The organism is Paraburkholderia sp. Tr-20389 (assembly GCF_017104565.1).
Classification (GTDB): domain Bacteria; phylum Pseudomonadota; class Gammaproteobacteria; order Burkholderiales; family Burkholderiaceae; genus Paraburkholderia.
The window spans coordinates 1-13,722 of record NZ_JAAGPD010000084.1; the positions used below are offsets into that span (position 1 = coordinate 1).

A 13,722-nucleotide genomic window follows, 5' to 3' on the forward strand; every position below is an offset into this window, starting at 1 on the left:
CGGCGGCCCCGGCGATGCCCGCGACGGCATCGGGTGCGTCGGCTACGCTGGCGGCCTCGGGAGCGGCCCCGGCCTCGGGGGCACTCGCGGCGTCGGGCGCCAGCATGCCGATGGAAGGATCCGCGTCGCTGGCGGCCATGCCGCCACCGCCTCCGCCCGAACCGCCGATGGTCCGCTACTGGGCCGCCTACGCGAAATGCATGCAGCAGCGCGGTTACTACACACGCTGACACGCACACTGCATTCATTCGACAAATGACAACGGCACGCACGCGCGTGCCGTTTGCGTATGCGCCGCTTGATGACGCTTCACTCGCTCGCCAACAGCAACGACCCAACGTATTGTTGAATGTCGCAAGACGCGCCACACAGTCCGCATTCGCCTAGACTGATACGCACCCGCTAACGGGCGAACTCAACGGACGGGACCATGAAAGGGATCTTGATCGAGAAGCAGGACAACGGCAGCCGCGCCTCCATCGCCGATATCGACGAAGCACTTCTGCCCGCAGGCGACGTGACGGTGCGTATCGAATGGTCGACGCTCAACTATAAAGACGCACTCGCGATCACGGGCCGCTCACCCGTCGTGCGCAGCTTTCCGCTGGTGCCCGGCATCGATTTCTCAGGCGTCGTGGAGTCAAGCGAACATCCGCAATGGAAAGCAGGCGACGCGGTGATCCTGAACGGCTATGGTGTCGGCGAAAAGCATTGGGGCGGACTCGCGCAACGCGCACGCGTGAGCGGAGACTGGCTCGTGCGCCTGCCCTCGCCGCTCGCCTCGCGCGACGCGATGGCCGTCGGCACGGCAGGCTATACGGCGATGCTATGCGTACTCGCACTCGAGCGACATGGCGTCACGCCCGCGCAAGGCAAAGTGCTCGTGACGGGCGCGGCAGGCGGCGTCGGCAGTGTCGCGATCATGCTGCTCGCCCGGCGCGGCTATCAGGTGATCGCATCGACCGGCCGTCCCGGCGAATCGGGCTATCTGCACGAACTCGGCGCGCAGGAGATCATCGATCGCGCGGAGCTGTCCGGTCCGGGCAAGCCGCTCGCGAAGGAGCGCTGGGTCGCCGCCGTCGATGCCGTCGGTAGCCACACGCTCGCGAACGCGTGCGCCGGCACCGCGTATGGCGGTATCGTCGCGGCCTGCGGACTCGCGCAAGGAATGGACTTGCCCGCTACCGTCGCGCCCTTCATCCTGCGCGGCGTGACGCTTGCAGGCATCGACAGCGTAATGGCGCCGCACGCGCGCCGCGTCGAGGCATGGCAGCGTATCGCCGAAGACCTCAGCACCGAACGGCTTGCATCGATGGTCACGCAAATCAGCCTCGGCGAAGCGCTCGCGGCGGCACCCGACGTGCTCGACGGCAAAGTGCGCGGACGTCTCGTGGTCGACGTCAATCGATAACGCACGCGCGCACCCATCATCGAAGCGCCTTATGCGGGGAGTCATTTTTAATCGATTTGCCTGATCCACACGCGAACCTTAAGCTGAATGCGATTTCGCCCAACACGCCCATCGGCAACAGACTGGATCGCATCATGCAAGCTCATTCGTTCAAGGTTCGCGTCGACGCCGTGCGCGACGAAGCACACGGCGTCCGCTCATTCGTCATTTCACGCCTCGACGGCCAGCCCTTCGACAGGTACGAGCCCGGCGCGCACATCGACGTCACGAGTCCGTGCGGCGTGACACGCCAATATTCGTTGTGCGGCGATCCGGACCACCGCGACTCGCATCTGTTCGCGGTCAAGAGAGAAGCGCAATCGCGCGGCGGCTCGCGCTCTCTCCACGACGATGTGCAGATCGGCACCGAACTGTCGGTCGGTGCGCCGCGCAATCTGTTTCGCCTCGTCGGGGACGCCAGCACGCATGTGTTGATCGGCGCGGGCATCGGCATCACGCCTCTGCTTTCGATGGCGTATCGCCTCATCAAGATGAAGGCGCCATTCGAACTGCACTATTTCGCGCGCGGCGCCGAACATGCGGCGTTTGTTCCATTGCTCTCGCGTGCGCCGTTCGATGGCCACGTCAAACTGCACTTCGGCGTCGAGACCGACGCGCTCGATGCCGAACTCGCTGCGTGTCTCGCCGGCGTGCCGCAAGGCGCGCATGTCTACACATGCGGCCCGGTACCATTCATGGATCGCGTCGTCGCCGCGGGCGAAGCGCGCCTGCCCGCCGATTCGATTCATCTCGAACGCTTTACGGCCGACCCACAACCGCCCGGCGAAGCCGTGCTCGACAGCTTCGACGTGCAACTTGCGAGCACGGGCCAAACGGTGCGCGTCGATAGCAAGACCTCGATCGTCGAAGCTCTTGCGGCGATCGGCATCGAAGTGGACACATCGTGCGGCGAAGGCGTATGCGGTACCTGCATGGTCGACGTGGTAAGCGGCGAACCCGAACATCGCGACCATTGCCTGAGCAAGGCAGAACGCGCGAGCAACAATGTGATCTGCTGTTGCGTGTCGCGTTCCCGCTCACCCGTGCTCGTGCTCGATCTCTGACCTTATTTCCGGTCGAAGCGCTTCACCATCTCGGCCATCAGGTCGCGCATCCACGCGATGCCTTCGTCTTCGTGGAAGTGCTCGTGCCAGTGCATCGTCACGGTGGCCTGTGGAATCGGCACGGGCAGCGTGTAGATGCGAAACGCGTCATTGCGATTGAGAATGCCAGCGAGCCGTTGCGGCAGCGTGGCGAACAGATCGGTGACGGCCAGCACGCCCGGCAACGCAACGAAGTGCGGCAATTGCAGCACGATGTTGCGGCCGACGCCTTGCGCACGCAACGCATCGTCGAGTGCATGATGGCTGTGCTCGACGGAGCGCACCTGCACGTGCGACGCCGCGAGGAAATGCTCGAGGCTCAACGCGGCACCCGTGGGCAGTCCGCGACGCTTGCGTGTCATGCACACGTACGTCTCTTCGAATAGCAACTGATGGCGCGTGCGCGCCATCAGCAACGGCAGATTGCCGATCGCGAAATCGAGCTTGCTCGAACGCAGCGCGTCCTCCATGTCTTCCACGGGCAACGGCTCGACTGAGAGCTTCACGCGCGGCGCGCGCTCGTGCAAAGCCTCGCAGATGGCCGGCAGATACGCCATTTCTCCCGCATCCGACAGCGACAGCCGGAACGTGCGCGTGCTCGTTTCCGGATCGAAGCTCTCCGCATAGCGCAGCGCCTCGCGCACTGTGTCGAGCGCGCGTCCCACGATGCCCGCGAGTTCCAGCGCAATCGGCGTGGGCTGCATGCCCGAGCGCGTGCGAATGAACAACGGATCGTCGAACAGCGTGCGCAGCCGTGCCAGCGAATAGCTGATTGCAGGCTGCGAAAGCGCGAGACGTTCCCCCGCTTTCGTGAGGCTGCGCTCTTCGACGATGGCCTGAAACACACGCAACAGGTTGAGGTCGACGTGATCGAGTGAGGTCATGATGAACTTCCGACTATTTGCCGGACTTATTGACCGGCTGATTTTTAATCGATTTGACGCATGATCGGTGCAAAGCGAGACTGGTGTCAACGCGAAACAAGCACGACATGTACGCACTTTCGCTCGATTTCCATTCCCCGCAATCACGTCCCGAGCTATCACACCGATGAGCGACATCACCTGGCAGACCATCGACACGCGTGCGCTGAGCAGCCGCGCCGAAGCCGATCGCATCGCGCCCTCGCTGTACTACGACCCGAACCTGTTCGAAGCCGAACTCGAGCGGATTTTCTACAAGACGTGGGTATGGGTCGCACACGAAAGCGAGTTGCCGAAGCCGGGCGACTTCCGCACGACCACCATCGGGCGGCAACCCGTCATCGTCGTGCGCGACAAGACTGGCACGGTAAACGTGCTGCAAAACCGCTGCCGTCATCGCGGCGCGACCGTATGCGAAGAGCACAAGGGCAACGCGAAAGGCTTCACGTGTCCGTATCACAGCTGGTCGTATGCGCTCGACGGCACGCTGCGCGCGCTGCCCTACGGCGACGGCTACGAAGGTGTGTGCGAGAAAGGCGACCTGCCGCTCGCGAAGCTGCGCGTGGGCATTTATCAAGGGCTGATCTTCGCGAGCTTCAACGAAGAGATCGAACCGCTCGAAGACTTTCTCGGCGGCGCCAAGCCATGGATCGACCTGTTCATGAAGCAGGGCGCGGGCTACCCCGTGAAGGCGAACGGCGAGCACAAGTTCAAGTTCAAAGGCAACTGGAAGATCCAGCTGGAAAACACGACTGACCTGTATCACTTCCCGGTCGTGCACAAGTCGTGGATGAAATCGATCGACGACGAAACAGCCGCCGCGATCACCAGCTTCATGACGAGCGAAGACGCGTTCTGCCGCTCGCTCGGCAACGGTCATAGCCTCGCCGTGCTGGTGCCCGAACTGGTCGATCTCGACAAGGACGACGGCGCACCGCTGCCCGAGCGCTTCAACGAACTCGCCGCGACACTCGCCGAGCGTCACTCGCCGGAAGAAGTGCGCCGCATCGTACGCTCGCTGATGGGGGTCGGTTTCAACCTGAACCTGTTTCCGAACCTCGCGCTGTCGATGGCCTTTTTCCGTGTGCTGCGGCCCATTTCCGCGGAGGAGACCGAGATCCGCCACGTTGCGCTCGCAATGGACGGCGGCCCTGACGAAGCGAACCGCGTGCGCCTGCGCATTCACGAACATTTCCAGGGCCCGTTCGGCTTCGGCAGTCCCGACGATGCGGAAGCATGGGAACGCGTGCAGCGCGGCTCGTATGCGGGCCCCGATCTCCCCATTCTCGTCAACCGCGGCTTGAACCGCGAGACGACGGCCGCGAATGGCGAAAAGACGGCACACGCAACGGATGAAACGGGCATGCGCGAAGCGTATCGCCAATGGCGCGCAATGATGGAGCAGGCATGATGGACGACCGTAACGCACTCTTCTCGCAACAGACCTTCGCGCGCGCGATCGAGTTCATCTGGCGCGAAGCCGAATTGCTGGATCGCCGCGACTATCGCGCATGGCTCGAACTGTGGGAGCCGTCGGGCTTCTATGTGGTCCCGATCGATCCGCAAACGACCGACTACGCTGCAACGCTCAACTACGCCTACGACGATCAGGACATGCGCGAAAAGCGCGTGCAACGCATGGTGTCCGGCTATTCGGCATCCGCCTCAGATGCCGCGCGCACCGTGCGCACGGTCTCGCGCTTCACGTTGACGAGCGATGCCGCCGATGTGGTCGAAGTGAAATCGGCACAGGTGATCGTTGCGTACAAGCGCAGCGTGTCGACGATCTTCGCCGCCGATCTCACGCACAAGATCAGCTTCGCAACGGGTGAACCGCGTCTCGTCGAGAAGGTGATTCGCCTGATCGACTCGACGGAAACACTCAGTGCGATCGGCTTCCTGCTGTGAGCCTTTGATGCGCGCAGCAGCCTTGCAACCCCGCTGCGCGCGAGAAAGCGGACTCCCTATGCCTACACTCGAAGTCTATCTGCCGCATGGGCACGACGATGCGCGCAAAGCGTCGCTGATCCAGGGCCTGACACACGCGACGGTCGCCGCCATCGACGCGCCCGCCGAATCCGTGCGCATCCTGCTCAGCGAACTGCCCGGCACGCACATCGGCATCGGCGGCAAGACGGCCGCCAACGGCGCCGCACCTTCGCTGCCCGTGATCGTCGCGATCCTGATTGCCGGCCGCACCGATGCGCAAAAGCAGTCGCTGATCGCGGCGCTGTCCGAAACGGCCGCGGCCGTGCTCGATGCGCCGCTTCAGGCGACGCGCGTGATGATCAAGGACATCCCCAATACCGACTTCGGTATTGGCGGTCAGACGGCCCGCGCGCTTGGACGCTGACGCGAACCTAGAGCCCCGCCTCGACAGCGGGCGCGAGCGGCAACGCAACGCGGCATTCGAGGCCGCCTGCGTGCGCGGGTTGTGCCCAGATGCGCCCGCCGTGGCGTGCGACGATGTTCTTGCACAAAGACAGCCCGATGCCGTTGCCGCCCGCCTTCGACGACGAAAAGCCGTCGAACAGCCGCTCGTGCGATCCGGCCGGCACGCCGGGGCCATTGTCGATCACGCGCAATTCAGCGCGGCCGTCGGCCGACGCAGTGGCGAGCGTCATGATGCGCGTCGCCGCCTTCATCTCCGTCAACGCCTCCACCGCGTTGAATGCAAGATTCAGGATCACCTGGCCGATCAGCACGCGCTCGCAAAACACGGGCAAGGCTTCGTCCGCCTGTTCGATCCGCACGCGCACGCCCTCTTCTTTTGCGCGCAATTCGATGAAGTACGCGACGTCGTTCAGGATGTCGCGCAGGTCTGCATGCGTTTCCGTCGGCTCGCGCTTCACGACGTATTCGCGCACGCTCTTGATGATGAGGGCGGCATGTTCCGCCTGACGGTCCGCGCTGCGCAGGCCCCAGATTGCGGAATCGATGCTGCCCTGGCCCAGCCGTTGAATCGCGCCTTCGATGAAATTACGCACAGCGGCAAGCGGCTGACTCAGCTCATGGGCAATCGCCGTCGCCATTTCGCCCATTGCGTTGTAACGACCCGCATATTCGAGCATGCGCGCTTCCGTACGGCGCGCTTCCTCGGTCGCGACTTCATCGCTGATGTCGCGAAAGTGGATCAGCAGGCCGTTCAGATCGTTTTCAATCGACACCCTCCGGCATGTGATGCGCAACCAGCATATCGCGCCGTCGCGCCGCCTGATACGGTAACGCTGCGCATGCGTGCGCTGTTCACCCGTCGCATGACGCAACTGCGTGACGAGCCGGTTGCGATCCGCGAGCGTGCAGTAATCGAGCACGCCACCGAGCGGCTCGCCGGGCAACACGCCCAGCAGGCGGCGTCCCGACTCGCTGATGAATTCGAGCTTGCCGCGCGGCGTCAGCACGGCTACGCCCTCGCCGAGATCCTGCATGAATTCGCGCAGACGCGTTTCGTAGCGGCGCAGTTTCTGGCGCATCGCTTCTTCCGCGCTGATGTCGCGAAACTGCACCATGACGACAGCACGTTCGCGCAACGGCACATACGTGGCAATCGCCTCCGACAGCATGTCGATGCCCGAGCGCGACCGGTAGCACCACTCGTACACCTGAGGCCCTTGCGTGATCGCGCGGTCCATCGCGGCCACGCCGATCTCGCGCCGGTACCTGGGTTCGGGACGCGTCATGTCGGGTGCCTTGAGCGGCAGCAGTTCTTCGAGAGAAAAACCCAACGCAACGCACGCAGCCTGATTGGCCCACAGGATCGCCTTCGTCTGCGCATCGTGCAGCAGCACGCACAGCGTCAACGCATCGAGCAGACGGTGAAAATCTTCTTCGGCGGGAAAGTTCATGATGCGCGTGCGGCGGGCCTCGAGTGCAGACATAACCATAACATCCGCCTCACTGCTCACGGGGCTAAAGATTTCTTTAGACATGCGGGCGTCGATACCAGGAAACGCAGACCGCCGCCCCAATTGATGCCGCCTTTTTGCGTTCCTAGACTGATCTGAACGTCAACAACGTCAAACGCATTCAGGAGACTCCGACATGTCAGCCACCGCCCTCGCCTCGTGTCACGAACGCAGCATCGAGCCGTCGCAACACGAAGCAGACCACGCCCTGTCGCTCGACGACGTGATCGCCGAAATCGCCGCACGTCGCGACGAATTCGACCGCATGTCGCACGTCCCGCGCGACGTGATCGCGAAGCTGAAGCACGCCGGCATCTATCGCGCCGGCACGCCGCGGCGTTTCGGCGGCGATGCCCGCGCACCGGGCGAATTCCTCGCGATGATCGAACGCATCGCCGTCGCCGACGGTTCGGCGGCATGGGTTGCGAGCTTCGGATCGGCGAACGTGTATCTCGCGGCGCTGCCGCTCGCGACGCAGGCAGCGATCTATGCATCCGGTCCTGATCAGGTCTTCGCGGGCGGCCTCTTTCCCGTGCAGCCGGCGCAGCCCGCGCCCGGCGGCTGGCGCGTGAACGGCACGTGGAAGTTCGCGAGCGGCTGCAAAGGCGCGGACTGGCTCGGTGTCGGAATCGGTACGGGCAGCAACGACGGCGCGTCCCCCGGCAAGCCGCGCACGGCGGTGTTTCGCCCGGAGCAGGTCGACATCGTCGAGAACTGGGACGTGGTCGGCATGCAGGGCACGGGCAGTCACGATCTTCGCGTCACCGATCAGTTCGTCGCCGACGACTGGACCTTCGTGCGCGGCGGCACGCCGACCGTCGATGAACCGCTGTATCGCTATCCGACCATCGCGTATGCGGCACAGGTGCTCGCCGTCGTGAACCTCGGACTGGCGCGCGCCGCGCTCGATGTCGCGAACCAGATGGCAGGCGGCCGCAAGACGACGACGGGCGCGCCGCAACTCGCGGATCGCGCGTATTACCGGATCGAACTCGCGAAAGCGGAAGCGCAGTTGCGCTCGGCGCGGGCGTTCTTCTATGAATCGACGGACAGCGTGTGGCAATCGATTCTCGCCGGCAACGACGTGACGCCGGACCAGGTGAGCCTGCTGCGTCTGGCCGCGACGCAGATCGCACGCGAAGGCGCCGATGTCGTGGGCCGTGCGTACCGGCTGGGGGGCACGATGGCGATCTATCGCTCGCATCCGCTGCAGCGCCTGATGCGCGACGCGATGGTCGTCACACAGCACGCGTTTCTCGGCGAAGGCAATTACGACGGCGCAGGTGCCGTCTTCGTCGGCGTGCCGCCGATTCCCGGCTATCTGTAACCGTTAAAGGCACCTTTTTTACCGCTATTTTCAAGGGAGTTTCGCTTCATGACTGACAATCGTTCGCTGCCGTTGCGCGTGCTGTTCTGCTGCGGCGTCACGCAGAATTTCTTCGACTTGCCGCGCGAGCAGATCGGCGAGGTGTGGCAGGCGTACGGCAAGATGCTCGCCGCCGTCGAAGCGATGGAGAATGTGCGCGTGCTCGGTGTAATGGACGACGACCGCCTCGTCGTCGGACAGTCGGATGGCGCGCCGTGGACCTTCTACATCATGGCCGACGTCGCCGATTTCGACACCGCCGTCGCCGTGTGCAATCTGTATCGCACGACACCCGTCGGTGAATACAACCTGTGGCGCTACGGCAAGATCGAGGCACGCGTCGGCCGTGCATTGACGGTGCCGCCCGCTGCGGCCAACGCAGCCGCGCAGAACGCGTCCTGACCCATGGGCGATATCACATTGCCCGCCGCCGCGTTCGAGGCCTTGCAAGCCCGCATCGTCGCGCTCGAAGCTGAAAATGCGGTGCGTAAAACGATCGCGCGCTATATGGCCTTGTGCGATGTGCCCTCGGGCGCGCTCGACGGCGAATCGCTCGCGGCGCTCTTCACCGAAGACGCGATCTGGGAAGGCATCGGCCAGCAATACACGCAGAAATTCGGCCGTCTGCAAGGGCACGAAGCGATACTCGCGATGCTGCAGCGTTATCTGCCGCCCGTCCCGCACTTCGCGACCAATGTGCACTTCCTGACTTCCGAGACGATCGACGTGCATGGCGAACGCGCGAAAGGCCGCTGGATCATGCTGCAGGCGTCGGGTTATGTCGATGCGCGTGCGGAACTGATCGCCGCGCGGCTCGAGATCGATTTCGTGCCCGCCGCTGACGGCAGCGCCTGGTTGATCGAGCACTTTCGCACCGAGCGTCTGTTCGATGCCCCCTGGCAAGTCAACGCTCGCAAGGACACGACATCATGACTGCATTCATCAGCGAATTCATGTTGAGCGCGGACCCGGCCGCGCAAGGGCCGACCATCGCGATCAAGGATTCGATCGACGTCGCCGGCCATCCGACCACGGGCGCGAGCCGTGCGCTCGCCGGCGCGCCGCCCGCCACAGCACATGCCGAAGTCGTGCAGCGTCTGCTCGATGCAGGCTGGCGCATCACGGGGAAGGCGAACATGCATGAACTCGCGTTCGGCATGACGGGCATCAACGACTACACGGGTACGCCCGTCAACCCGCAGGACGCCGCGCGCATTCCGGGCGGCTCGTCGAGCGGTTCGGCATCGGCTGTCGGACTGAAGCTCGTCGATGCGGCGCTCGGTACCGACACGGGCGGCTCGATTCGAGGACCGGCAGCGTGTTGCGGCGTAAGCGGACTCAAGCCGACCTTCGGGCGCGTGTCGCGGCACGGCGTCGCGCCGCATGAATCCACGCTCGATTGCGTCGGTCCGTTCGCGCGCGACATCGCGACGCTCGTCGACGCGATGGCAGCGATCACCCCTGCATTCGATCTGGCCGCCGCGAAACGCGCACACGCGGCCGCACACGTCGCGATCGTCGCCGTCGACGCCGACGCTGCGATCCGGCAAGGCGTGGAGCGCGCAGTGCACGGCGCAGAGCTTGCATCACGCGTCATCGAGCTTGACCAGATGAAAGATGCCTTCGAAGCGGGCCTCGCCGTGATCAACGTCGAAACATCGCGCGCATTCGGTCATCTCGTCGGCACGGGCAAGCTCGGCGCGGATCTCGACGCGCGCCTGCGCGCAGCGGCACAAACCACTCAGGTGCAAGTCGACGCCGCGGAGCGTGTGCGACGCGCGTTCACGGCTGCCGTCGATCGCGCACTGGAAAGCGCCGACGTCCTCGTGATGCCGACCTTGCCCGCGCTGCCGATCACGATCGAGGCGGCACGCAATGGCACGTCCGTCATCGCGATGTCCTCGCTGATCCGCCCGTTCAATCTAAGCGGACATCCAGCGTTGAGCCTGCCGTTGCCGATCGAAGGTTCGGCGTTGAAGGCCGGTCTGCAGATCATCGGGCGCAAAGGTGCGGACGAACAGGTGTGCGCCCTCGCCGCCCGCTTTGAAGCGGCACTCGCCGCATCGTGAATTGAACGGCGCGCGTTCACCTGCATGTGAACGCACGCAATGAAGGAACTACTATCCATGTCGAACAGAGTCGTCATCGTCACGGGCGCGGCCCGAGGTCTGGGCGCCGTCGTCGCGCAGCAGTTTCATCGCGCGGGCTACAAGGTTGCGCTCGCGGATATCGCGTTCGATGCCGCCCAGGCACTGGCCGTTGAATTGAGCGCGGATCAGTCGACCGCGTGCGCTATTCGCCTCGACGTCACGCGCAAGGAAGACTTCGTCGAAGCGCGCGATGCATTGATCTCCCGCTGGGGACACGTCGACGTGCTGGTGAACAACGCGGGCGCATCGAAGGTCGTGCCCGTGATGGAGATCACCGCCGAGCAGTTCGATCAGGTCATCGATATCAATCTGCGCAGCGTGTTGTTCGGCTGCCAGGTATTCGGCCAGTATTTCGCCTCGCGTGGCGTGGGGCGCATCGTCAACATCGCTTCGCTCGCGGGACAAAACGGCGGCTCGGCGACGGGCGCGCACTATGCCGCCGCGAAAGGCGGCGCGATTACCTTGACCAAGGTGTTCGCACGCGATCTCGCCGCGCAAGGCGTGACCGTCAATGCGATTTCGCCGGGGCCGCTCGATTTGCCCATCGTTCATGAAAGCGTGCCCGCCGACAAGCTCGACAAGGTTGTTTCGAGCATACCCGTAGGTCGTCTCGGTTCGGCGGATTACGTGGCCCAGGTTGCGGTGCTGCTCGCATCGGGCGATGCTTACTTCGCCAATGGCGCGTGCTGGGATGTGAACGGCGGCCTTTACATGCGATAGCGCACGGCGAGCGGCACGGCGTTGCACACAGGCCGTGCCGTCCGACGCTATTCGCGTCCGCTCTCGCCCGGACTCCACACGGCCATCACATCGCGCACCAGCGTCGCAATCGACGACGCGCCGAGCTTGTCCTTGATGCTCGCGCGATGCACGTCGACCGTCTTCACGCTGATCGACAGATCGGACGCGATGCGCTTGCTGCCCTTGCCGTCGAGCACGCCGCGCAGCACTTCCTTTTCGCGCGCCGTCAGCGACTCGATTCGCTGACGCAGCTCACGATGCTTCTGATCCGCTGCATGTCGTTGCGTCGCGAGCTTCATCGCGCGCTGGATGCGTTCGAGCATCTGCTGCGAGTTGTATGGTTTCTCGACGAAATCGATCGCGCCGTTCTGCAGTGCGCGCACGGACATCGGAATGTCGCCGTGTCCGCTCACGAAGATGATCGGCAAGGTCGCGCCGCGTGCATTGAGTTCCGCCTGCACGTCGAAGCCGCTCGTCTCGGGCATGCGCACATCGAGCACGAGACATGCGGGCACGTTCGCGTCGAACGCCTGCAGGAAGTTGGCGGCGTTCGCGAATCCTTCCGACTTCACGCCAACCGATTCCAGCAGCCACGCCAATGATGTGCGCATGCCGTTGTCGTCGTCGACGATGTACACGACGGGTGCGGGCGAACCGATGGATGGCGCCTTGCTCGCTGAACTCATGTCTTGAACCTTCCAGAACCCGTCGACAATGCGCGCCGTTGAAGTCCGGCTGTCTCCACGCGTCGTCCGTCAATTTTTGTGAAGACCCATCATAACCAGCCGGAATTCGCGTGAAAAGCCTTCAGCGCAGGCTTTTTTCCGTTCAGCACCGTACTCGTACGCGATGCGCAGTTGCGTGCCGAATGCAACCTGGTAAAACCTTTAGACGTCTCGGGAAGCGCGCCAACACGTGTGCCGCTCGCGCGGATTTTATTTGCGCAACGCGTGCCGTACGCTTGAGTTCATGGGATCGTCGCGCGCGCAACCGCCGCACGCGAGATCGACTGGCAGCGAACCAACGAGCAGGAAGGCACTCCTATGTCCCAACCATCCCGACCGTCCGATATTCAACGCGCGACCACGCTCGCTCCCGACGACGCACGCAAACAGTTCCGCCAGGCAATGGCGCACCTGGGCGCAGCCGTCAACGTCATCACGACATCCGGTCCTTCCGGGCGCTGCGGCATCACCGCAAGCGCCGTCTGTTCCGTCACGGATGCACCACCTACGCTGCTCGTCTGCATGAACCGATCGAGCGCGATGCACGCCGTGTTCGAACGCAACCGCAACGTCTGCATCAACGTATTGCCTGGCAATCACGAACTGCTCGCGCGGCACTTCGCCGGACTCACGCAACTGCCGATGGACGCGCGCTTCGGTTTGCCGATCTGGGACGAAGGTCTGCACGGCGTGCCCGTGTTGCGCGACGCGCTCGCGAGCCTGCAGGGAACCATCGTCGAACTGAAGGACGTGGGCTCGCACTCCGTGATGTTCGTCGAAGCTACACAGATTCGCGTGCGCGACGATGGCGACAGCCTCATTTACTTCGACCGCCAGTTCCATCGCGTGCCGAGGCTTTGTGCTGCATGAGCGCTGCTTCGCTCGCCGTCAGCGCATGCGGCTGCATGCGTCGATCGCTGAAATCGTGCTGTAACCCGGCGTTACTTTTCTCGCAACGCTGTAGCACCTGTGTCGCTTGTGCGCCCCTAGACTGAAGCCGTATTCAGTGACGCGCATCCATGCGCAGGGAGCAAAAAATGAAGAAGATGATGCTTGGTGCAGCGATCGGTGTCGCAATGCTGGCAGCTTCGGCGGCGGCTTCCGCGCACGTCGATGTGGCCGTGGGTCTGGGTGTCCCGGGCGTGGTCGTGCCTGCCCAGCCGGTGTACGCTGCGCCCGCCCCCGTCGCGGTCGGCTACGGCTATGACGATGGCTGGCGTGCGCGCCGCGATTGGCGCGAGCATGAGTGGCGCGAACACGAATGGCGCCGCCATCAGGCGTGGCGCGAGCACGAATGGCGCGAACGTCAACGCGAACGCTGGGGCTACTGATCGCCTGGTCGTTGCCTGACGCATGACC

General features: G+C 63.9%; 15 protein-coding genes and 1 pseudogene. 13 read left to right on the top strand and 3 right to left on the bottom strand.

Features of this window, described 5'->3' with window-relative positions; genetic code table 11:
- From G3N95_RS39390 to G3N95_RS39400, 3 genes and pseudogenes are all read left to right on the top strand, one after another.
- A pseudogene (locus G3N95_RS39390) lies at positions 1-230 on the top strand (hypothetical protein); the annotation flags it as partial.
- Between the two features lie 200 nt (positions 231-430).
- Positions 431-1,411 (top strand): MDR family oxidoreductase, encoded by a 981-nt coding sequence (locus G3N95_RS39395; RefSeq protein ID WP_205975475.1) that lies wholly within the window; start codon positions 431-433, stop codon positions 1,409-1,411.
- Positions 1,412-1,545: 134 nt separating this feature from the next.
- Complete coding sequence (locus G3N95_RS39400) at positions 1,546-2,514, top strand: PDR/VanB family oxidoreductase (RefSeq protein ID WP_205975476.1); 969 nt, start codon at positions 1,546-1,548, stop codon at positions 2,512-2,514.
- A gap of 2 nt (positions 2,515-2,516) precedes the next feature.
- Here the strand turns inward: G3N95_RS39400 and G3N95_RS39405 are convergent, their stop codons facing one another.
- On the bottom strand, positions 2,517-3,437 hold the full coding sequence (locus G3N95_RS39405) for a LysR family transcriptional regulator (protein ID WP_205975477.1): 921 nt from the start codon (positions 3,435-3,437) through the stop codon (positions 2,517-2,519).
- A 166-nt stretch (positions 3,438-3,603) separates the two neighbouring features.
- On the opposite strand from G3N95_RS39405, the gene G3N95_RS39410 reads away from it, so the two are divergent.
- Genes G3N95_RS39410 through G3N95_RS39420 form a run of 3 tightly spaced genes read left to right on the top strand, consistent with a single transcriptional unit; the run spans position 3,604 to position 5,829 of the window.
- Complete coding sequence (locus tag G3N95_RS39410) at positions 3,604-4,887, top strand: aromatic ring-hydroxylating dioxygenase subunit alpha (RefSeq protein ID WP_205975478.1); 1,284 nt, start codon at positions 3,604-3,606, stop codon at positions 4,885-4,887.
- Complete coding sequence (locus tag G3N95_RS39415; RefSeq protein WP_205975479.1) at positions 4,884-5,384, top strand: aromatic-ring-hydroxylating dioxygenase subunit beta; 501 nt, start codon at positions 4,884-4,886, stop codon at positions 5,382-5,384. The genes G3N95_RS39410 and G3N95_RS39415 overlap by 4 nt, the downstream gene beginning before the upstream one ends.
- A gap of 58 nt (positions 5,385-5,442) precedes the next feature.
- Entirely contained in the window at positions 5,443-5,829 is a 387-nt protein-coding gene (locus G3N95_RS39420; RefSeq protein ID WP_205975480.1) for a tautomerase family protein, read from the top strand.
- Positions 5,830-5,836: 7 nt separating this feature from the next.
- Here G3N95_RS39420 and G3N95_RS39425 read toward each other — a convergent pair whose 3' ends face one another.
- The gene (locus G3N95_RS39425; RefSeq protein WP_241019196.1) at positions 5,837-7,360 is read right to left on the bottom strand and encodes an ATP-binding protein; all 1,524 of its coding nucleotides are present in this window, start codon (positions 7,358-7,360) and stop codon (positions 5,837-5,839) included.
- 157 nt (positions 7,361-7,517) lie between these two features.
- Between G3N95_RS39425 and G3N95_RS39430 the strand changes: the two genes are divergently transcribed.
- The 5 genes from G3N95_RS39430 to G3N95_RS39450 are packed head-to-tail and all read left to right on the top strand — an operon-like array spanning position 7,518 to position 11,617.
- A complete protein-coding gene (locus tag G3N95_RS39430) occupies positions 7,518-8,708 on the top strand; it encodes an acyl-CoA dehydrogenase family protein (protein ID WP_205975481.1) in 1,191 nt (396 codons plus the stop codon).
- 48 nt (positions 8,709-8,756) lie between these two features.
- Positions 8,757-9,149: a hypothetical protein gene (locus tag G3N95_RS39435; protein WP_201656411.1), complete on the top strand. Its 393-nt coding sequence runs from the start codon at positions 8,757-8,759 to the stop codon at positions 9,147-9,149.
- 3 nt (positions 9,150-9,152) lie between these two features.
- On the top strand, positions 9,153-9,680 hold the full coding sequence (locus tag G3N95_RS39440) for a nuclear transport factor 2 family protein (RefSeq protein WP_205975482.1): 528 nt from the start codon (positions 9,153-9,155) through the stop codon (positions 9,678-9,680).
- Complete coding sequence (locus G3N95_RS39445; protein ID WP_205975483.1) at positions 9,677-10,816, top strand: amidase; 1,140 nt, start codon at positions 9,677-9,679, stop codon at positions 10,814-10,816. Before G3N95_RS39440 ends, G3N95_RS39445 begins: the two co-directional genes overlap by 4 nt.
- Before the next feature lie 57 nt (positions 10,817-10,873).
- Positions 10,874-11,617 carry an SDR family oxidoreductase gene (locus G3N95_RS39450; protein ID WP_205975484.1) on the top strand — a complete coding sequence of 248 codons (744 nt, stop codon included), beginning with the start codon at positions 10,874-10,876 and terminating at the stop codon, positions 11,615-11,617.
- 47 nt (positions 11,618-11,664) lie between these two features.
- Here the strand turns inward: G3N95_RS39450 and G3N95_RS39455 are convergent, their stop codons facing one another.
- A complete protein-coding gene (locus tag G3N95_RS39455) occupies positions 11,665-12,297 on the bottom strand; it encodes a response regulator (RefSeq protein WP_205975503.1) in 633 nt (210 codons plus the stop codon).
- A gap of 384 nt (positions 12,298-12,681) precedes the next feature.
- Here G3N95_RS39455 and hpaC point away from each other — a divergent pair, with 384 nt between their 5' ends.
- On the top strand, positions 12,682-13,233 hold the full coding sequence (gene hpaC, locus G3N95_RS39460) for a 4-hydroxyphenylacetate 3-monooxygenase, reductase component (protein ID WP_205975485.1): 552 nt from the start codon (positions 12,682-12,684) through the stop codon (positions 13,231-13,233).
- 167 nt (positions 13,234-13,400) lie between these two features.
- A complete protein-coding gene (locus tag G3N95_RS39465) occupies positions 13,401-13,694 on the top strand; it encodes a hypothetical protein (RefSeq protein WP_205975486.1) in 294 nt (97 codons plus the stop codon).
- Positions 13,695-13,722 lie beyond the last annotated feature (28 nt).